The organism is Quadrisphaera sp. DVD1 (genome assembly GCF_058932755.1).
The window spans coordinates 22,918-39,848 of sequence record NZ_JBZYWI010000003.1; the positions used below are offsets into that span (position 1 = coordinate 22,918).

Here is a 16,931-nt window from a genome sequence, read left to right on the forward strand (position 1 = left end):
CCGCCCCCGGCCCCGGGAGGGGCGGGTGCGGGGTGCTCGTCGTGCGCGGACGCGTCAGCGCTTGAGGTTCACCAGCTCCTGGAGCAGCTCGTCGGAGGTGGTGATGACGCGCGAGTTCGACTGGAAGCCGCGCTGGGCGACGATGAGGTTCGTGAACTCCTGGGAGAGGTCCACGTTGGACATCTCCAGCGCGCCACCGGTGAGGGTGCCGCGCCCGCCGGTGCCGGCGGTGCCGACCTCGGGGTTCCCCGAGTTGGCCGTGGTGCGGTACAGCGAGCTGCCCGACTTCTCCAGGCCGGTCGGGTTGGCGAAGGTCGCCATCGCGACCCGGCCGATCGACTGCTTGAGGCCGTTGCTGAACGTGCCGGTGAGGGTGCCGTCCGGGCCGAGGGTGAACGAGGTCAGGGTGCCGGCCTCGTAGCCGTCCTGCTCGGTCGCCTTGATCGTGCTCTCCCCGCCGCCCGCGTAGCCGGTGAGGCCCGTGATGTCCGGCGTCAGCCCACCGATGTCGAAGGTCGTCGCCGCGCCGTTCAGCGTGCCGTCCGCGTTGAAGACGATGTCGCCGCTGCCGCCGCCGGAGGCGCGCCAGCCGTTGAAGGCGGCCCGGGGCGGGGTGGCGGCGGCGTCGCCCGCGTCGATGACGCGGGTCAGGGTCACCGAGACCTCGGACTCGGTGCCCAGGCCGTTGTAGACGGGGATCCTCACGTCGGCCAGGGCGACCCCGTTGGCCGTGTCCGAGGCCAGGTTGCCCTTGTAGGTCACCCCGGTCGTGGCCCGCGGCTGCATGAGGGTGCCCACGGGCAGCTGGATGTCGCCGATGGCGCCGTTGGTGTCCACGGTGCCGTTCGTGGCGGCCCAGCCCTGGAGCACGCCGCCGTCGGGGGTGACGAGCTTGCCGGTGGCGTCGAAGTTGAAGGCGCCGGCGCGCGAGTACATCTGCTCGCCGCCGGACTCGACCACGAAGAAGCCGTCGCCGGAGATCATCAGGTCGGTGCTCTTGCCGGTCAGCTGCGCCGCGCCCTGGGTGAAGCTGGTCGCGATGCCGGCCACGCGGACGCCGAGGCCCACCTGGGCCGGGTTGGTGCCGCCCTGGCCGTTCTGCGGGGCGCCGGCGGCCTGCACCAGCTGGCTGAGGGTGTCCTGGAACTGCGTCGCCGAGGCCTTGAAGCCCGTCGTGTTGACGTTGGCGATGTTGTTGCCGGTGACGTCCATCATCGTCTGGTGCGAGCGCAGGCCGCTGATGCCGGCGTAGAGGGAGCGGAGCACGGGTCCTCCTGGAGCAGTGGGGGGAGCTGGCGGGGTGGGCGGGAGGTGCGGGGTCGGTCAGGCGGTCTCGGGGGCGGGCGCACCGGTGACGGGGCGGACCGCCGAGACCGCGTCGAGCGCGATCTCGGCGTCGCCGACCCGGACGGTGGGCACGGACCCGGCGAACGAGGCGGCGTCGACGGTGCCGGTCCTGGTGACCGCCGCCTCCCCCGTGCCCTCGGTCCAGGTGACCTCGCGCCCGATCAGCGACGAGGCGGACAGGCGCATCTGGAGCGCGAAGGACTCGCGCGTGGTCGTGGTCATCTCGGTGAGCTGCTCGACCGTGCTCATCTGGGCGGTCTGGGCCATCATCTGGCTCGAGTCCATCGGCGAGGACGGGTCCTGGTAGCGCAGCTGCGTGACCAGGAGGGTGAGGAACGCGTCCTTGCCGAGCGTCGTCCTGTCCTCGGCGACGGCCTTGGCGCCGTGCATGCCGCTGGCCACGACGGCGGTCCCGGTCTGGGCGGAGGTGCCCGTGGTGATGGCGGTCATGCTTCTCCCTCGGTCGAAACGCTGCTCCGGTTGAGCGATCGGGCGGAGATCTCCTCAGGCGAGGACATCCAGCCCCGCTCCACCGGCTCCCAGCAGCGGGGTGCGAGCCGGGACGGGAGCCGCCTGCGGCTGCCCGCCGGTCCCCGTGCCGCGCGGAGCGCCGGAGGTCTGCTCCCCGCGGCCCTGGCCGCCGGCGGAGGTGCCCGAGCCGAGGTCCAGCGAGGCGGACAGGCCGGTCGCGGCCAGGTCGCGGCGCAGGTCCGGCAGCGCCAGGCGCAGCGCGTCGCGCGCCGCGTCGGTGCCGCCGAGCAGCTCGATCCGGACGCCGTCCGCGCGGATCTCGGCGATCACGCGGACCGAGCCGATCGCCTCGGGCTGCACGTCGAGGGTCAGCCGGTGGACGCCGGGGCCGAGCGAGGGCACCTGCGCGAGGCGGGGCACCAGCTGGGTCGGCAGGGTCGGGGCGGCTGCCGCGGCCGGGGTCGCCGGGGCGGTCGCCGCCACGGGGGTGGCCGGGGTGGTGGGCGCGGGTGCGCTCACCGGCGTCAGGCCGGTCAGGTCGACGCCGCCCTGGCTCTGGGCCGCGCCCGGAGCGGTGACCGGCCCCTGGGCCGGGGCTGCGACCGCCGCGGGGCCGGCGGGTGCGGGTGCCGCCTGCTGCGGGGTCGCGCTGGCGTCCTGACGGGGCTGGTCGCCCCCGCCGGAGGTGCCTGCGTCCTGGCCGCTCGGCGCCGGGGCGCTGGCAGCGGCGGCGGGCGGCGTGGCGGTGGCGGCCGTGGTCGGCGCGACCGGAGCGCCGTCGGCGAGCTGGCTCGGGGCAGCGGCGGAGGTCGCGGCAGCCGCGGCGGTGGGGGGCGCGGGGACCGCAGCGGGCACAGCCGCGGGGGCAGCGGCGGCCGCGAGGGCGGACACCTCGCCGGCTCCTCCGGCGGCGGGGATCGCCGCGGGGACGGGCGCAGCGGTCGGTGCAGCCGGCTCGGCGACCGGCGCCCCGGCCACCGGGGTGGCCGGCGCAGCGGGGGCACCCGGGTCGAGCGCCACCGCGAGGACGGCCGCGGCGAGCGCCGCTGCTGCGTCGACACCCTCGGTGCCTGCGGGAGCGGACTCAGGGTCTGCCTGGTCACCGAGCTGCGACGCCTCGGCGTCCACCGCACCGGAGCCGCTGCCCGACGTCGTCCGCGCCTCGCGAGCGCCGTCGGCAGCGCGGTCGGCAGCGCGGTCGGCAGCGCGGTCGGAGGGACGAGCGTCAGAACCAGGACCCTCCTCAGCGCGTCCTCGTTCTGACACCGACGCCGAGGGGGCACGTCGGGGCTCGAACTGGCCGAGCAGGGCGGCGAAGTCGCTCCCGCCGCCGTCGCGGCCGGTGCTGCGGGCCGGGCGGGGCCCGGCGAGGGCCGTCGCGGCCGGTGCGGGGGTCTGGACCAGGGTCGTCATGCTGCGCTCCTGCTCATCAGGTCGGTGACCTTGCGGACGTAGTTCTGGGTCTCGCCGTAGGGCGGGACGCCGTCGTACCGGCGCACGGCACCGGGGCCGGCGTTGTAGGCGGCCAGGGCGAGGTCCACGGAGCCGAAGGACTCCAGGTGGTCCGCGAGCAGCCGGGCGGCGCCGTCCACGGCCTGGGCCGGGACCATCGGGTCCACGCCCAGCTCCGCCGCGGTGCCGGGCATGATCTGCATGAGGCCGCGGGCGCCGGCGGGGCTGACCGCGTCGGCCCTCCCGCCGGACTCGGTCTGGGCCACCGCGGCGAGCAGGCCCTGCGGGAGGCCGTACTTCGCCGTGGCGGCGGAGAAGAGCGCGTCGTGGCCCGACGAGGTGCTCGAGGTCGCGCCCCGCAGCGCGGCGGGCCGGGCGTACGCGCCGGCGTCCGGGCCGGTGGCCGCGCTGGTCGCTCCGGTGCCGACGAGGCGCCGGATCGTCATCGGGGTCTCGTAGACGTCCGCGATCTTCACCACGTCGCCGGTCTTGGGGGCGTGCAGCATCTTGCCGTCGCCGACGTAGATGCCGATGTGCGCACCGCCCTTGAGGACCACCAGGTCACCGGGCCGGGCCTGGTCGAGCGACGGCACCTCGGTGCCGACGGTGGCCTGCTGGGCCGCGGTGCGCGGGACGTCGATGCCGAGGTCGGCCATCACCCGCTGCACCAGGCCCGAGCAGTCCAGGCCGGTCTTCGGGTCGGTGCCGCCCCAGACGTAGGGCACGCCGAGGTACTTCTTCGCGTCCTCCACGACGTCCGCCCCGGTGGGGCCGGCGGGGGCCCCGCCGGTCGCCTGGGCGAGCAGGTCGTCGAAGGACGCCGAGCCGGCCGGCGAGCTCGTGCCGGCCGCCGCGGCCGGAGCCGCCGCGGCCACCGGGGGCCGGACCCCCGACAGCGAAGCGATGCGGGCCTGGACGGCGCTGATGCGCGACTGGACGTCGGCCAGCGCGGCGACCGGGGCGCTCACGAGCGCACCTCCGGGGTCGTGGAGCGGCTGGCGTGCTCGTCGAGCAGGACCTGCTCGGCGCGCAGCTCCTCGGCGGCGACGACCTCGCGGTGGCGCTCGAGCAGCCGCTCCAGCGGGCGCACCTGGCGCCGGGCACCGGCCCACTCCACCTGGGCCTGCTCGGCGTCGCGGGCGCGCTCGCCGGCCAGGGCGCGGCTGCTGGTGAGCATGGACGACAGCGCGGCGCGGCCGGCGACCGTGGCCCGCCAGATGCGCTCGTCGCCGTCCTCCGGCAGGGCGGCGGAGGCCAGCGCGGTGCGCCGGCGCTCGACGACGGCCTCGGCGGTGCGGGCGTGCGCGGCGGCGGCCCCGGCGCGCCCGGCGGCGGCGTCCTCCTGCAGCTTGCGCACGCGCAGCAGCGCGGCGAGGCGGAAGCCGCTCATGCGCCGGCCCCCGCGAGGGCGCGGACCGGGTTCGCGGCGACCACGGCCCGCAGCTGGGCCCAGGCGGCGTCCGCGCCCACGACGTCCTCGACGTCCTGGCGCAGGAACGCGTCGATCGCCGGACCGGCCGCGAGGGCGGCGTCGACCACCGGGTTGGACCCGGCCGCGTAGGCGCCGACGTCGACGAGGTCCTGCGCGTCGCGGCGCGCGGCGAGCAGCCGGCGCACGTGCGTGGCGTCGTCGCGCTGGGCGCGGGTGGTGACGCGGCTGGCCACGCGCGAGACCGAGCCGAGGACGTCGATGCTGGGGAAGTGCCCGGCGGTGGCCAGGCGGCGGTCGAGCACGACGTGCCCGTCGAGGATCGAGCGGGCGGCGTCCGCGATGGGCTCGTTGTGGTCGTCGCCGTCCACGAGCACCGTGTAGATGCCGGTGATCGAGCCGGTGGGGCCGGTGCCGGCCCGCTCCAGCAGGCGCGGGAGCAGGGCGAAGGTCGAGGGCGGGTAGCCGCGCGTCGCGGGCGGCTCCCCCACCGACAGGCCGATCTCGCGCTGGGCCATCGCGAAGCGCGTCAGGGAGTCCATCATGAGGACGGCGTCCAGGCCCGCGTCGCGGAAGTGCTCGGCGATGGAGGTGGCCACCATCGCCGCGCGCAGGCGCACCAGCGGCGGCTCGTCGGACGTCGCCACGACGACGACGCTGCGGGCCAGCCCCTCGGGGCCGAGGTCGTCCTCGAGGAACTCGCGCACCTCGCGGCCGCGCTCGCCGATCAGCGCGATCACCGAGACGTCGGCGGTGGTGCCGCGGGCGATCATCGAGAGCAGGGTCGACTTGCCGACGCCGGAGCCGGCGAAGAGGCCGAAGCGCTGGCCGCGCCCGGCCGGGACCATGGTGTCCAGCGCGCGCACGCCCAGCGGCAGCGGGGAGGCGACGCGCTGGCGGGTCAGGGCGTTCGGCGGGGCGGCGTCCACGGCCTCCCAGCGGGTGGTGTCCAGGGGCCCGCGGCCGTCCATCGGGCGGCCGAGGCCGTCGAGCACGCGGCCGAGGAGGCCGCGGCCCACGGGGGCGCGCAGGGACCGGCCCAGCGCGAGGACCCGCTGCCCGGCGCGCAGCCCGGCGGGGTGGCCGAGCGGCATGCACTGCACGCTGTCGCGGCTGGAGGCCACGACCTCGGCGTCCACGGAGGCCGCGCCGTCGTCGCCGAGCACGCGCACGAGCTCGCCGACGGCCGGGGAGAGCCCCGCGACCTCGATCGAGAGCCCGACCACCGAGCGGACGGTGCCGGTGACCTGCGGGGCGGCCGCAGCAGCGGCGCGCCCCAGCACGGCGGTGAGGGCGTCGCTCACGCGCGAGCCGCCGTGCGCAGGCTCGACCTCATGCGCTCGAGCGCCGTTCCGATGCGGGCGTCCACCTGTCCTCCAGGGAAGTCGGCCAGCGCGTCACCGGCGGCCAGCGCCGGATCGGGCAGGAGCTCCACGCCGCGGCGAGCGCCGGCAGCGAGGAGTTCTTCGGCAGGTTCACCCGTTCGCTTGAGGATCTCGAGGTCGGCGGGGTTGAGGCGAACGACGACCTCGTCGTGCTCGGGCGCCGCGGCCAGCGCCCGGTGCAGGGCGGTGCGCCCCCGCTCGGCGTCGTCGGCGACCTCGCGGCCGACGACGACCTCGGCCAGCTCGACCGCGGTCGCGGCGATCAGGTCGCAGGCCTCCTGCACCGCGGGCGCGGTGCGCCGGCGCATCTGGTCGGCGGCGGCCTCCAGCGCGTCCAGGGCGACCTGGACCCGGGCGGTGAGCCGGGCCTGCGCCGCCTCGGCCTCGGCCACCAGCTGGGCCCTCAGCTCGGCCTCGCGCAGCGCGGCGGCCGCGCTGCCCTGGGCCCACCCGGCCGCGTAGCCGCTCGCCCGGCCGGCCGCCACCGCCGCCCGGGCGTCCGGGCCGGCGGGCGCGGACAGGGGCGAGGGGGCGAACCGGGTGGCCGGCAGCACCGCGTCAGGCGACGTACTCATCGTCGGACTCCCGTCGGATGGTGATCTGCCCGGCCTCCTCGAGCTTGCGGATGGCCTGGACGACGACCGCCCGGCCCTCCTCGGCCTGCGACAGGCGCACCTGGCCGAGCATCTCGACCTCCTCGAGGAGGTTCTCGCGGGCGCGCTCGGAGACGTTGCGCAGGATCTTGTCCCGCACCTCGTCGCGCACGCCCTTGAGGGCGACCGCCAGCGTGGCGGCCTCGACCTCGCGCAGCACCAGCTGCATGGCGCGGTCCTCCAGCGAGATGATGTCGTCGAAGACGAACATCTGGCTGCGGACGAGCTCGGCCAGCTCCGGGTCGCGCTTGGCCAGCTCCTCGAGCAGGTGCTTCTCGGTGCCCGGGTCGGCGCGGTTGATGATCTCCACGAGGGGCTGGACGCCGCCCACGACCGACACGGAGGCCGGCGTCAGCACCGTGGAGGCCTTGCGCTGGATGGTCTCGGCGACCACGGCGACCACGTCCGGGCTGGTGCGCTCCATCGTGGCGATCCGGTGGGCCACCTCGGCCTGCAGCTCCGCGGGCAGGCCGGCGAGGGCGCCGGAGGCCTGGTCGGCGCGCAGGTGCGCCAGGACCAGCGCCACGGTCTGGGGGTGCTCCCCGTTGACGAAGGAGACGATCTGCCGCGCGTCGGCCTCGGCGAGGAAGTCGAACGGCTGCCCGACCTGGGCCGAGGTGACCCGGTCCATGAGGTCGGCGGCGCGCTCGCGCCCCAGGGAGGACTCCAGCAGCGCGCGGGCGTACCCGGCGCCGCCGCTGGCGGAGAAGGGCCCCGAGCCGGTCAGGGTGCCGTAGAACTCCAGCAGCACCTCGTCGGCCGTGTCGGGCTGGACGTCGCCGAGCTTGACCACCTCGGCCATGAGCTCTTCGATCTCCAGCTCGTCCATCTTGGCGAGCACCTTGGCGGAGCGCTCCTTGCCCATCTGGACGAGCATCACGGCGGCCTTCTGCGGGCCGGTCATCGCTGCGGCGGTGAGGGTGGGCATCGCGATCACTTCTTCTCTGCGAGCCAGCCGCGCAGCAGGTCGGCCACCTCGGCCGGCTGCTGGTCGACGAGGTCTCCGACGGCCTCGCGGCGGAGGGTGGCGGCGTCCGGACCGGTGGGGGCGGGCAGCTCCGCGGTGCGCGGGGCGTCCAGGGCCACCGGGCCCTGCTCGTCGTAGAGGACGTCGAGCTGGCCGAGGTCGATCACCTCGCGGCGGCGCTTCTTGGCGGCCCGGCGGGCCATCAGGAGGGCGACCGCGAGCAGCAGGAGCAGGAGCAGCCCCACCCCGGCGTAGATGATCATCTGGCGGGTCGCGGCGGCGGCCTCGGCGGCCTTGGCAGCGGCCAGTGCCTCCTGCGCCGCGTCGGCGGCGCTGGTGTCGAAGGCGGCCTGGGTCACCGAGACGACGTCGCCGCGGGCGGTGTCCGCGCCGGCGGCGGCGGTGACCATCTCGGTGATCTGGGCGACCCCCGCACCGGCGGCGGCGTCGGTGTCGACGACGACCGCGATGGACTGGCGGCGGACCGCGCCGGGGGCGGCGGTGGTCTGCTCGGTCACCTTGTTCACGGCGTTGTTGCGGGTCGCGGACTCCTTGGAGTAGGCGCCGTCGCCGGTGCCGGTGCCGTCGTCGACCTCGGTCTGGTCCATGCCCAGCACCCCGTTGTCGCCCAGGGCGCCGCCGACACCGGCGCGGGCGCCGGAGTAGTTCTCGGTGGTGGTGCTCTCGGACAGGGGCGGCACGCCCTCCTCGGCGGAGAACGTCTCGCTGGTGCGCTGGGTCTCGTCGTAGTTCAGCTCGGCGGTGACCGTGGCCACCGCGTGGCCGACGCCGAGGACGCGGTCGAGCATCGCCTGGACGGAGGACTGGGTGCGCTGCTCGTACTCGGTGGTCTGCTGCTCGCGCACGCCGCCGGCGCCGGCCGCGCCCTCGCCGGCCGCGGACAGCAGCGCGCCGTCGGCGCCCACCACCGTGACCTGCTCGGGCGCCATGCCGTCGACGCTGGAGGCGACGAGGTGGATGATCGACTGGACCTGGTCCACCGTCAGCTCGCGGCCCTGACGCGTCTCGACCAGCACCGAGGCGGTCGGGTCGGCGGTCTCGTCGAGGAAGACGTCCTTCTCCGGGATGGCGAGGTGCACCACCGCGGTCTCGACGCCCTCGATCGAGCCCACCGTGCTGGCCAGCTCCCCCTCCAGCGCGCGCTGGTAGGTGATCTGCTGCTGGAACTGCGAGGACGTGACGCCCTGCTCGTCGAGCAGCGCGTAGCCGGTGCCCGTCTCCGAGGGCAGCCCCGCGGCGGACATCTTCAGGCGCTGGGCGTAGACGGCCTCCCGGGGGACCATCACGGTCTGGCCGCCGTCGGCGAGCTCGTAGGGCACGCCCGCGGCGTCCAGCTCGTCGACGATGGCGCTCGCGTCGGCGCCGGCGAGGTTGCTGAACAGCGGCGAGTAGCTGGGGGCGCTGGCCCACCGCGCGAAGGCCACGCCGCCGAGCACCAGCAGGGCCACGCCGAGAGCGGCGAGCACCTTCTGGGCGGGGCTGAAGGCGGTCAGGGTCGCACCGAGGCCCTGGAGCCTGGTGAGGAGTCGGCGCTGCATCAGACCTGGATCCTCATGATCTCGTTGAAGGCCTCGAGGGCCTTGTTGCGGACGGCGACCGTGACCTCGGTGGCGACCTTCGCCTCGGTCGCGGCGATCGTGTAGTCGTGGACGTCGGTGAGGTCACCCGTCGCCGCCTGGACGGCCAGCCGCGCGGACTCGGACTGCAGGGACTGCACCTGCTCGAGGCTCGAGGCGAGGGTCGCGGCGAAGCCGGACCCGTCGGTGCCGGTGACCGCCGAGGCGCCTGCGGCCGCGCCGGGGCCGGACACGCCGGCGACCGGCGCCACGGACAGGCCCTCGGCGAAGGCGCCCACGGCGCCGATCGGCAGGACCGGGCTCATGCGCCCCTCCCGATCGACAGGCCGGCCTCGTAGGAGGTCTTGGCGCGGTCGACGACCGCAGCGTTGGCCTGGTAGGCGCGCTGGGCGATGATCAGCTGGCCCATCTGGCTGGCCAGGTCGATGTCGGGGTAGCGCACGTAGCCCTCCTCGTCGGCGAGCGGGTTGTCGGGCTCGTGGACCAGGCGGCCCTCGGCGCTGCCGAAGGCGATGCCGCCGATGTCGACGCCGCCGCTGCTGGTGTCGTAGTCGGCGCCGTACTCCTTGGCCTCCGCGATGACGTACCGCTGCTGGAAGGCGGCCTGGTCCGTGCGCGTGGCGGTGTTCATGTTGGCGAGGTTGTCGCTGACCGCGTCGATCCACTTGCGCGCCACGGTCATGCCGCTGCCCGCGGCCCCGATCGCTCCGAAGATGGTCATGGCGGCCTCAGCTCGTCCGCAGCGCGGTGGTGATGGCCGAGTACTTGCCGTCGAGCGCCTGCGTCACCAGCTGGTAGCGCAGGGTCGTGTCGACGTTGCTCAGCGTCTCGGAGTCGAGGTTGACGTTGTTGCCGTCCTCGCGGGTGGGGGCCACCGACCGCGACGTCGTCGCGGTCGCGGCGCCGGTGCCGCCCTCGACCGCGGAGCGCAGGGCGTCCTCGAAGTCGACCCGGGCGGCGAGGTAGTGGGGGGTGTTGATGTTGGCGACGTTGTCGGCGGTCGCGCGCTGGCGAGCGGCGAGGCCGTCGAGGGCGCTGCGCAGAGCGGTGGCGCTGACGGAGTCGAACACGGGTGTGGCCTCCACGAGAGAACCGAGCGTCTCGGTGCGGGGCGGCCTGGTCCGTGGCCTGTGGTGCGGCGAGCGATCCGTCGCTCACGGAGTCCTTCGGCAGGTGCCGCCGGAACCTGAAGCGCCGCCGCGCCCCTGCGCCCGAACGGGGCAGGAGCGCGGCGGCGCGGGGTGCTGCAGGAGGAGGTGCGTGCTCTCAGACGGCGGTGTCGACGTAGACCGGGAGCGCGTCGCGGCGCTCCTGCTCGCGCAGGTGCGCCGTCGCCCGCCGCTGGCGGCGGTTGCCGGTCATCGCCGCGCTCAGGGCGACCGCGGCGGCCTGCTGGCGGGCGAGCAGCGCCCTGGCGCGGACGACCAGGTCGCCGGGCAGGGGGCCGAGGCCCTGGGGCTCGCGCCACGGCGCGGGCACCGGCGGCAGCCACTCGGCGTCCGCGTGCAGGCGCGCGAGGAGCGCCTCGGTCTCGGCCACGTCGAGCTCGCACGCGTCGAGGGCTGCGTGCCAGCTGGTGTCCCACGCCGGCGCCGCGGCGTCGGCGTGCGGCAGGGCGGAGGTGGTCATGCCTGGGCGCCGAGCGCGGCGGCGGAGCCGCTGCTGACGCCGGCGCTGGCCTCGCGCCACGCGTCGCGCAGGGGCTCCACGACGGCCCGGCAGGCGGCGGTCCGGGCGGCGTCGGAGGTGACGTTGGCCTGGACGAGCTCGGTCAGCACCCAGCCGTAGAGGCTCTTGAGGCCGGGCCCGCCCTCCCACGCGTCCGCGTCGAGGGAGGCCGAGAGCTGGATGACGATGTCCTGCGCGTGCTGCAGCTGGCGGTTCGCCACGGTGCGGTCACCCGACCGCTGGGCGTTCTCGGCCCGCTCGAGGTCCAGGGCGAGCCGGTCGTAGAGCATGACCAGCAGGGCCTGGGGCGGAGCCGTCGTGACGGCGGTGCTGGCGAAGCGGGCGCGCTGCGCGGCGAGGGTCGACATGGGGGCTCCTGGCGGACGGCGGTCAGGACGTGGTGGACGGGTTGAGGCTGGCCAGGGCGCTGGTCAGCCAGCTCGCGGTCGAGTTCGACCGCTGCAGCGTCACGTCGAGGGCGGCGTACTGCCGCTCCAGCGCGGAGCGCCGCAGGTCGAGCCGGACGTCCCAGTCCGCGATGCGGTCGGTGAGGTCGCGGGCGGTGTCCTGGTTGGTCTTGACCGCGCTGGTGATGGTGCCGTCGGAGCTGTCGCTGGCGGCCTTCGCCGTCTTGGCCAGGGCCTGGCTGAAGGCGGTGACCAGCTGCTGGGCCTTGACCGGCTCCTTGGCGGTGTACTCGGCGAAGGCAGTCTTGTCGAAGGTGACGGTGCCGTCGCGGCCGAGCTCGATGCCCACGCTCTTCATCGTCGCGCCGGGCGCAGTGGTCCAGACAGCCTCCGCGAGCTGCTGCTGCAGCCCGCGCAGCAGCGTGTTGCCGGCCAGCGCGCCGGCGCCGTCCTTCGACGCCTTGGTCTGGTCGGTGAGCTCGCTCAGCACGACGCCGAGGGAGCCGATGACGCCGGCCACCTGGGTGGCCACGGCCGCCGTGTCGGGCGCCGAGGTGACGGTGACGCCGGTTTCGGCCTTGCTGACCGTGACGGAGACGCCGGCCATGAGGCTGGTGAAGGTGTTGGACGGCGAGGTCACCGTGAAGGCGTCGGTGCCGGACCCGACCTTGATCTCGGCGTCCTGCCCGGCGCTCTGCCGCGTCATCGTCGGGAAGGCTCCGGAGGTGGTGAAGTCGCCAGCGGCGCCGCTGTCCTTGGCGGTCAGCAGGAGGCGGTACTCCCCCTCCCCGGTGCGGACCGTGGTGGCCAGGACGCCGGCGTCCGCGGCGTTGATGGCGGCGGCGAGGGTCGCGGCGTCACCGTTCTTCGCGGTGATGCTGACCGGGGTCGAGCCGGCGGCGGAGCGGGTGAGGGTGAAGGTCTGGTCGCCGGTGACCGTGCCGTTCTTGATGACGGGCGAGGTGTAGCCGGCCTTGGTCGCGGTCTTGACCACGTCGAAGGTGAGGGAGCCCGAGCCGGAGCCGGTCGTCGAGGAGACCGCGACGGAGGTGGAGCTGGACGTGGCGGCGGCCTTGGTCCAGGCCTCGGGCTTCGCGAGGGCCTCGGCGGCCTTCTGCAGCGAGGCCACGCGGGTGTTGAGCCCCTGCAGGGCCGAGACCACGGTGTTCTGCTTGGTGAGCTTCTGCTTGAGCAGGGTCTGGGGGTTGGCCTCGACGCCCATCAGCTGCTCGATCATGCTCGAGCTGTCGAAGCCGCTCAGTCCGCTGACGCCTGCCATGGTGGAGCCCTCTCACGAAGTCGGTCGCCCGGAGGCGATGGTCGGCGCACGGCGCAGGACCCCTCAGGGCCCTGCGCCGTGCGCTGTACCGGGTGTGTCAGCCCTGCAGGAGCGACAGGACGGACTGCGGCAGGCTCTTGGCCTGGGCGAGCATGGAGGTGCCCGCCTGGGACAGGATCTGCGAGCGGGTGAACTTCACCATCTCGCTGGCCATGTCGGTGTCGCGGATGCGGCTCTCCGACGCGGTCAGGTTCTCGGAGGTGACGTTCAGGTTGTTGATGGTGTGCTCGAGGCGGTTCTGGACAGCGCCCAGGCCGGCGCGAGCGGTGGAGACGGCCTTGATCGCGGCGTCGATGGTGGTGAGCGACGCAGCCGCGAACGTGGCGCTGGTGACGTTGAGGCTGTTGACCGTCAGGTCAGTGGCGCTGAAGCCCTTGCCCGTGGTGCCGTTGTTGATGGTCACGGCGATGGTGTCGCCGCTGGCGTAGCCGACCTGGAACGACTTGCCCTCGTAGGAGCCGTTCAGGAGCTTGACGTTGTTGAACGTCGTCTTGTCCGAGATCCGGGTGAGCTCGCTGGCGAGCGCGTCCAGCTCGGTGTCGATGGCGCCGCGCGAGTCGGCGTCGTTGGTGTCGTTGGCCGCCTGCACCGTCAGCGTGCGCATGCGCTGCAGGATCGAGTGCGTCTCGGTGAGCGCGCCCTCAGCGGTCTGGACGACGCTGATGCCGTCCTGGGAGTTGCGGACCGCCTGGTTGATGCCGCCGATCTGCGCGCGCAGACCCTCGGAGATGGCCAGGCCCGCCGCGTCGTCGGCCGCGCGGTTGATGCGGAAGCCGCTGGACAGCTTCTCCAGGGACTTCGACAGGTCGTTCTGCGTGACCGACAGGTTGCGGTACGCGTTCAGAGCCTGGACGTTGGTGTTGACCGACAGAGCCATGGTGTTCCTCCGTGAATCGTGGTGGTGAGGAGCGGCCTTCCGTGGCCGCTCACGTGTCTCATCGGCCCCGGGGGGGCCGGCTTGAGAGTTCTCAGGGCGCTGCCGGCGCCGTCACCCGTGCGGGCGAGCGCTGCAGCAGGCCGGGGGTCAGCTCCCCGACGCGGCGGTCCATCACGGGACGCACCGCGCCAGGGACGCTCGCGCGCAGGGCCAGCAGCTGCTCGTGCGCACCCGGCTCGCCCAGGACGTCGGCCAGCACGGCCCATGCCAGGGCGCGGTCGACCGGGGAGCGGTCCTCGTCGTGGGCCAGCGAGCGCAGGGGGCACAGCTCGCCGTGCCCGGCCTCGCGGCAGTGCAGGGACCAGGTCAGGGCCGTGGCGAAGTCCTGCCGGGCCGCGACGAGGCTGCCCGCCACCAAGGGCCGGTAGTCCCCCGGGGACAGGAGGCGGTAGGCGTCGAGCCAGGCCAGGGCGGTCGCGGGCGGCTGCTCGAGGACGGCGCGCAGGCTCCGGGCGCGGAATTCGTCCGAGCCGGCGGCGAGCACCTCCGACCAGGGCACCTCCGCAGCGGCTGCGGCCCGGAAGACCAGGCCGAACTCCACCGTGCTGGGGTGCTCGCGGAGGTCGGTGAGCACCTGCGCCCAGGCGGCCCGGGGGTCGCCCTCGGCCAGGGACAGGCAGGCGCGCACGGCCCCGACCTCGAGCTGGTCGAAGGGGACGCCCCACAGGTCCACGCCTCCCACGACACCGGTCGTGGTGGCGAAGGGCACCAGGCACCCGCGGGCGCCGGCGACGTCGTCCTGGTCCAGGCGCAGCCAGGCGCGCTGCACGGCGACGGCGCCCCAGGACTCGCCGCACCACGAAAGGGCCTCCACCCAGCGCTCGGCGTCGCGCCAGCGCCGGTGCTGGCGGAAGACGGACACCGCGGCGCGGGCCGCGACGAGCACCTCGGGGGAGGCGTTGCGCACCGCGAGCAGCTCGGCCAGGACGGCGGCGGCCTCGTCGAGGCGGTCGCTGCCCAGGAGCGACCGCCCGTAGTGCCCCACAGCGGCGAGCCGCTCAGGGCTGCCGGGGTCCGCGGACGCGGCAGCCGCCTGGGCGATGTCGAGGTTTCGCTCGCGCTTGTTCCTGTCCTCGAAGACGGTGGTCTGGTAGCCGGAGTGGATCAGCCGCACGGGCGCGGTGCGCGGGGACTGGCGGAGCGGGGGCTGGCCGGGGCGCGCCACCGTCCGCTCGTGCAGGGCACCGGAGAACTCGCAGCGCAGCCGGCGGTAGATCCGGACGGTGACGTGCTCGGAGCCCTCGGTGGCGCCGGACCACAGCGTGTTGACGATGGTGAGGGTCAGCTGGTCGGCGTCCTCGACGGCCAGCAGCGCGCGGAGGCTCTCCGGGTCGCCCTGGGCCACCTCGTCGGCGTCCACCTGCAGCACCCACTCGCCGCTGGCGTGCTCGTGGGCGCGGTTGCGAGCAGCCGCGAAGTCGTTGTCCCAGTAGCCCTCCACGACCGTCGCGCCCGCCGCGCGGGCGAGCTCGACCGTGCCGTCGGAGCTGCCGGTGTCGTAGACGACGATCTCGTCGACGAGAGGACGGACGGCGTCCAGGCACGAGCCGAGCACCGACTCCTCGTCCTTGACGATGAGCACCGCGGAAACCGTCGGGAGCGGACCGGTGGGGACCGGCTCGGAACGGCGCGAGACCCCGGCCATGGCGCCCCAGTCGTCCTGCACGGCGTCGACCACGGTCACGGCGGGTGGGAAGACCAGGAGGTGCGGCGCGGGGCCGCCGAGGGCACCCACGTGCGAGGGGTTCAGCAGGGCACGGCGCGAGACGCGCTCCAGCCAGCCCTCCTGGACGACGGCGTCGGCGGTGAGCAGGACGGTCAGGCCTCCGCCGCCGAGGTGGTCCTCCACCACGGCGGTGACCTCCCGCTGCGCGGCGCGGCGCACGCGACGGGCCACGGACGGCGGGAGCTGGGGCAGCCGGCCGGTGACGGCGAGGACGCGCACGTCGCCAGGGGTGGTGCGGACGACCTGGGTCAGGGTCCGCTGGAAGTGCCCGGGGAGCGCGCTGTCGACGACGATCACGGCGGTGGGAGAGGCCATGTCACCTGATCGGCGGCAGGACGGTCCACCTTGAGGGCCTCCGTCTCACCCCGTCGTGGAGTCCTCGCCTGCCGGGTCGAAGTGGGCGAGGAAGTCCGCGACCGGGCGGGTGAACCAGCGGTGCGCCCCCTGCACGACCGGTTCCGGCCAGTCCCACCAGGAGACGGCGAGCAGGCGCGCGACCGTGTCCTCGTCGAAACGCATCCGGATGACCCGGGCCGGCACCCCGCCGACCACCGCGTACGGCGGCACGTCGCGGACCACCAGCGCACCGGCGCCGATGACGGCGCCGGTGCCGACGGTGACCGTTCCGACGACCTTGGCCCCGTAGCCGATCCAGACGTCGTCACCGATGGTCAGCCGCTCGCCGGTGCTGCCGGCGGGAGGCTCGTCGTACGGCTCGTCCGGCACGATGACGCCCATCGGGAAGGTGGTGGCGGAGTCCGCTCGGTGGTTCCCCCGCAGCACCAGGTCCAGCTCCTCGCCGGAGCGGTCGTACACGCGCCCGCCGGGCAGCACCACGCGCACGTCGACGGCCATGCCGCAGTAGCCCCCGACCTCGATCTCGTCGAGGGGGGTGTAGGTGCGGAACTCCGACATCGGCCCGGCGTAGCTGGCCGGTCCGACCGAGAAGCGGCCGAGGGGCGCGAGGACCTGGGCACCGCCCGGGATGGGGCGGTGGTGGCGGACCCGCTGGCGCACGGCGCCGGCGTCCGCGGTCGGCACGACGGGCACCCCGTGGGCGGTGGCCCACCGGACCAGCGCCGGCACGAGGTCGAGCTGGGCCGGGCCCTCGTGGAGCAGGAGCCGGAGCACCTGGACCAGGTCGGCCGGGATCACCGCGCTGGGCGCGGGGTCGCTGGAGGCTGCGACCGCCACTCCCCCGGTGCGGTCGGCGACCGCGAGCAGCGCGGCGAGCGAGCGCGGCCCCGGCGCGGACTCGGTGCCGCCCAGCCACAGCAGGTCGCCGCTCGCGGCGCGCGCGCCGGCCAGCAGCGCCTCGGCCCGTCCGGCGCCGGGCAGCGCCAGCACGGCCGCTCCCCCGACGTGCTCGAGGAAGGCGGCGACCAGCGGGTCGGTGGAGCTGTTGACGACGACGACCTCCACCCGGTGCCCGGCGCTCTCGACGACGTCGACGGCGGTGGCCAGGGCGGTGACGGCCGCCTCGACCGCGGTCGGCCGGGTGTCGGCCACCAAGACGGCGCTGAGCAGCACGGGAACCTCCAGGTCGGGTGGT

18 protein-coding genes are annotated in these 16,931 nt (G+C 75.0%); all 18 read right to left on the bottom strand.

The features are described 5' to 3' along the window. Positions 1 to 54: 54 nt before the first annotated feature. Entirely contained in the window at positions 55 to 1,266 is a 1,212-nt protein-coding gene (locus AC5FZL_RS00725; RefSeq protein WP_493616641.1) for a flagellar hook protein FlgE, read from the bottom strand. A gap of 57 nt (positions 1,267 to 1,323) precedes the next feature. After that, positions 1,324 to 1,797 (bottom strand): flagellar hook capping FlgD N-terminal domain-containing protein, encoded by a 474-nt coding sequence (locus AC5FZL_RS00730; RefSeq protein WP_493616642.1) that lies wholly within the window; start codon positions 1,795 to 1,797, stop codon positions 1,324 to 1,326. 54 nt (positions 1,798 to 1,851) lie between these two features. Then, on the bottom strand, positions 1,852 to 3,231 hold the full coding sequence (locus AC5FZL_RS00735; protein ID WP_493616643.1) for a flagellar hook-length control protein FliK: 1,380 nt from the start codon (positions 3,229 to 3,231) through the stop codon (positions 1,852 to 1,854). Further along, positions 3,228 to 4,238: an NlpC/P60 family protein gene (locus AC5FZL_RS00740; RefSeq protein ID WP_493616644.1), complete on the bottom strand. Its 1,011-nt coding sequence runs from the start codon at positions 4,236 to 4,238 to the stop codon at positions 3,228 to 3,230. The genes AC5FZL_RS00735 and AC5FZL_RS00740 overlap by 4 nt, the downstream gene beginning before the upstream one ends. Beyond that, entirely contained in the window at positions 4,235 to 4,660 is a 426-nt protein-coding gene (locus tag AC5FZL_RS00745; protein WP_493616645.1) for a flagellar FliJ family protein, read from the bottom strand. The genes AC5FZL_RS00740 and AC5FZL_RS00745 overlap by 4 nt, the downstream gene beginning before the upstream one ends. Continuing rightward, positions 4,657 to 6,003: a FliI/YscN family ATPase gene (locus AC5FZL_RS00750; RefSeq protein ID WP_493616646.1), complete on the bottom strand. Its 1,347-nt coding sequence runs from the start codon at positions 6,001 to 6,003 to the stop codon at positions 4,657 to 4,659. Before AC5FZL_RS00750 ends, AC5FZL_RS00745 begins: the two co-directional genes overlap by 4 nt. Beyond that, the gene (locus AC5FZL_RS00755) at positions 6,000 to 6,659 is read right to left on the bottom strand and encodes a FliH/SctL family protein (RefSeq protein WP_493616647.1); all 660 of its coding nucleotides are present in this window, start codon (positions 6,657 to 6,659) and stop codon (positions 6,000 to 6,002) included. Before AC5FZL_RS00755 ends, AC5FZL_RS00750 begins: the two co-directional genes overlap by 4 nt. Next, on the bottom strand, positions 6,643 to 7,665 hold the full coding sequence (fliG, locus tag AC5FZL_RS00760; protein ID WP_493616648.1) for a flagellar motor switch protein FliG: 1,023 nt from the start codon (positions 7,663 to 7,665) through the stop codon (positions 6,643 to 6,645). Before fliG ends, AC5FZL_RS00755 begins: the two co-directional genes overlap by 17 nt. Positions 7,666 to 7,670: 5 nt before the next feature. Continuing rightward, entirely contained in the window at positions 7,671 to 9,263 is a 1,593-nt protein-coding gene (gene fliF, locus AC5FZL_RS00765; protein ID WP_493616649.1) for a flagellar basal-body MS-ring/collar protein FliF, read from the bottom strand. After that, positions 9,263 to 9,607 carry a flagellar hook-basal body complex protein FliE gene (fliE, locus tag AC5FZL_RS00770; RefSeq protein ID WP_493616650.1) on the bottom strand — a complete coding sequence of 115 codons (345 nt, stop codon included), beginning with the start codon at positions 9,605 to 9,607 and terminating at the stop codon, positions 9,263 to 9,265. Before fliE ends, fliF begins: the two co-directional genes overlap by 1 nt. Continuing rightward, positions 9,604 to 10,023 (bottom strand): flagellar basal body rod protein FlgC, encoded by a 420-nt coding sequence (locus AC5FZL_RS00775; protein ID WP_493616651.1) that lies wholly within the window; start codon positions 10,021 to 10,023, stop codon positions 9,604 to 9,606. Before AC5FZL_RS00775 ends, fliE begins: the two co-directional genes overlap by 4 nt. A 7-nt stretch (positions 10,024 to 10,030) precedes the next feature. Beyond that, entirely contained in the window at positions 10,031 to 10,372 is a 342-nt protein-coding gene (flgB, locus tag AC5FZL_RS00780; RefSeq protein WP_493616652.1) for a flagellar basal body rod protein FlgB, read from the bottom strand. A 196-nt stretch (positions 10,373 to 10,568) separates the two neighbouring features. Next, positions 10,569 to 10,931: a hypothetical protein gene (locus tag AC5FZL_RS00785; RefSeq protein ID WP_493616653.1), complete on the bottom strand. Its 363-nt coding sequence runs from the start codon at positions 10,929 to 10,931 to the stop codon at positions 10,569 to 10,571. Beyond that, positions 10,928 to 11,338, bottom strand: coding sequence for a flagellar export chaperone FliS (gene fliS, locus AC5FZL_RS00790; RefSeq protein WP_493616654.1), 411 nt, complete (start codon positions 11,336 to 11,338; stop codon positions 10,928 to 10,930). Before fliS ends, AC5FZL_RS00785 begins: the two co-directional genes overlap by 4 nt. A gap of 22 nt (positions 11,339 to 11,360) precedes the next feature. Further along, positions 11,361 to 12,656 carry a flagellar filament capping protein FliD gene (gene fliD / locus AC5FZL_RS00795; RefSeq protein ID WP_493616655.1) on the bottom strand — a complete coding sequence of 432 codons (1,296 nt, stop codon included), beginning with the start codon at positions 12,654 to 12,656 and terminating at the stop codon, positions 11,361 to 11,363. A gap of 97 nt (positions 12,657 to 12,753) precedes the next feature. Further along, entirely contained in the window at positions 12,754 to 13,593 is an 840-nt protein-coding gene (locus AC5FZL_RS00800) for a flagellin N-terminal helical domain-containing protein (protein ID WP_493616656.1), read from the bottom strand. 91 nt (positions 13,594 to 13,684) lie between these two features. Next, positions 13,685 to 15,694 (bottom strand): glycosyltransferase family 2 protein, encoded by a 2,010-nt coding sequence (locus tag AC5FZL_RS00805; RefSeq protein WP_493616657.1) that lies wholly within the window; start codon positions 15,692 to 15,694, stop codon positions 13,685 to 13,687. A gap of 45 nt (positions 15,695 to 15,739) precedes the next feature. Then, positions 15,740 to 16,909: a hypothetical protein gene (locus AC5FZL_RS00810; protein WP_493616658.1), complete on the bottom strand. Its 1,170-nt coding sequence runs from the start codon at positions 16,907 to 16,909 to the stop codon at positions 15,740 to 15,742. Positions 16,910 to 16,931: the final 22 nt, after the last annotated feature.

Excerpts from the sequence above, each read along its gene's own strand:
- AC5FZL_RS00730 (WP_493616642.1), bottom strand. The coding sequence starts at position 1,797 with ATGACCGCCATCACCACGGGCACCTCCGCCCAGACCGGGACCGCCGTC.
- AC5FZL_RS00735 (WP_493616643.1), bottom strand. The coding sequence starts at position 3,231 with ATGACGACCCTGGTCCAGACCCCCGCACCGGCCGCGACGGCCCTCGCC.
- AC5FZL_RS00745 (WP_493616645.1), bottom strand. The coding sequence starts at position 4,660 with ATGAGCGGCTTCCGCCTCGCCGCGCTGCTGCGCGTGCGCAAGCTGCAG.
- AC5FZL_RS00755 (WP_493616647.1), bottom strand. The coding sequence starts at position 6,659 with ATGAGTACGTCGCCTGACGCGGTGCTGCCGGCCACCCGGTTCGCCCCC.
- fliG (WP_493616648.1), bottom strand. The coding sequence starts at position 7,665 with ATGCCCACCCTCACCGCCGCAGCGATGACCGGCCCGCAGAAGGCCGCC.
- fliF (WP_493616649.1), bottom strand. The coding sequence starts at position 9,263 with ATGCAGCGCCGACTCCTCACCAGGCTCCAGGGCCTCGGTGCGACCCTG.
- fliE (WP_493616650.1), bottom strand. The coding sequence starts at position 9,607 with ATGAGCCCGGTCCTGCCGATCGGCGCCGTGGGCGCCTTCGCCGAGGGC.
- AC5FZL_RS00775 (WP_493616651.1), bottom strand. The coding sequence starts at position 10,023 with ATGACCATCTTCGGAGCGATCGGGGCCGCGGGCAGCGGCATGACCGTG.
- AC5FZL_RS00785 (WP_493616653.1), bottom strand. The coding sequence starts at position 10,931 with ATGACCACCTCCGCCCTGCCGCACGCCGACGCCGCGGCGCCGGCGTGG.
- fliS (WP_493616654.1), bottom strand. The coding sequence starts at position 11,338 with ATGTCGACCCTCGCCGCGCAGCGCGCCCGCTTCGCCAGCACCGCCGTC.
- fliD (WP_493616655.1), bottom strand. The coding sequence starts at position 12,656 with ATGGCAGGCGTCAGCGGACTGAGCGGCTTCGACAGCTCGAGCATGATC.
- AC5FZL_RS00800 (WP_493616656.1), bottom strand. The coding sequence starts at position 13,593 with ATGGCTCTGTCGGTCAACACCAACGTCCAGGCTCTGAACGCGTACCGC.
- AC5FZL_RS00805 (WP_493616657.1), bottom strand. The coding sequence starts at position 15,694 with ATGGCCTCTCCCACCGCCGTGATCGTCGTCGACAGCGCGCTCCCCGGG.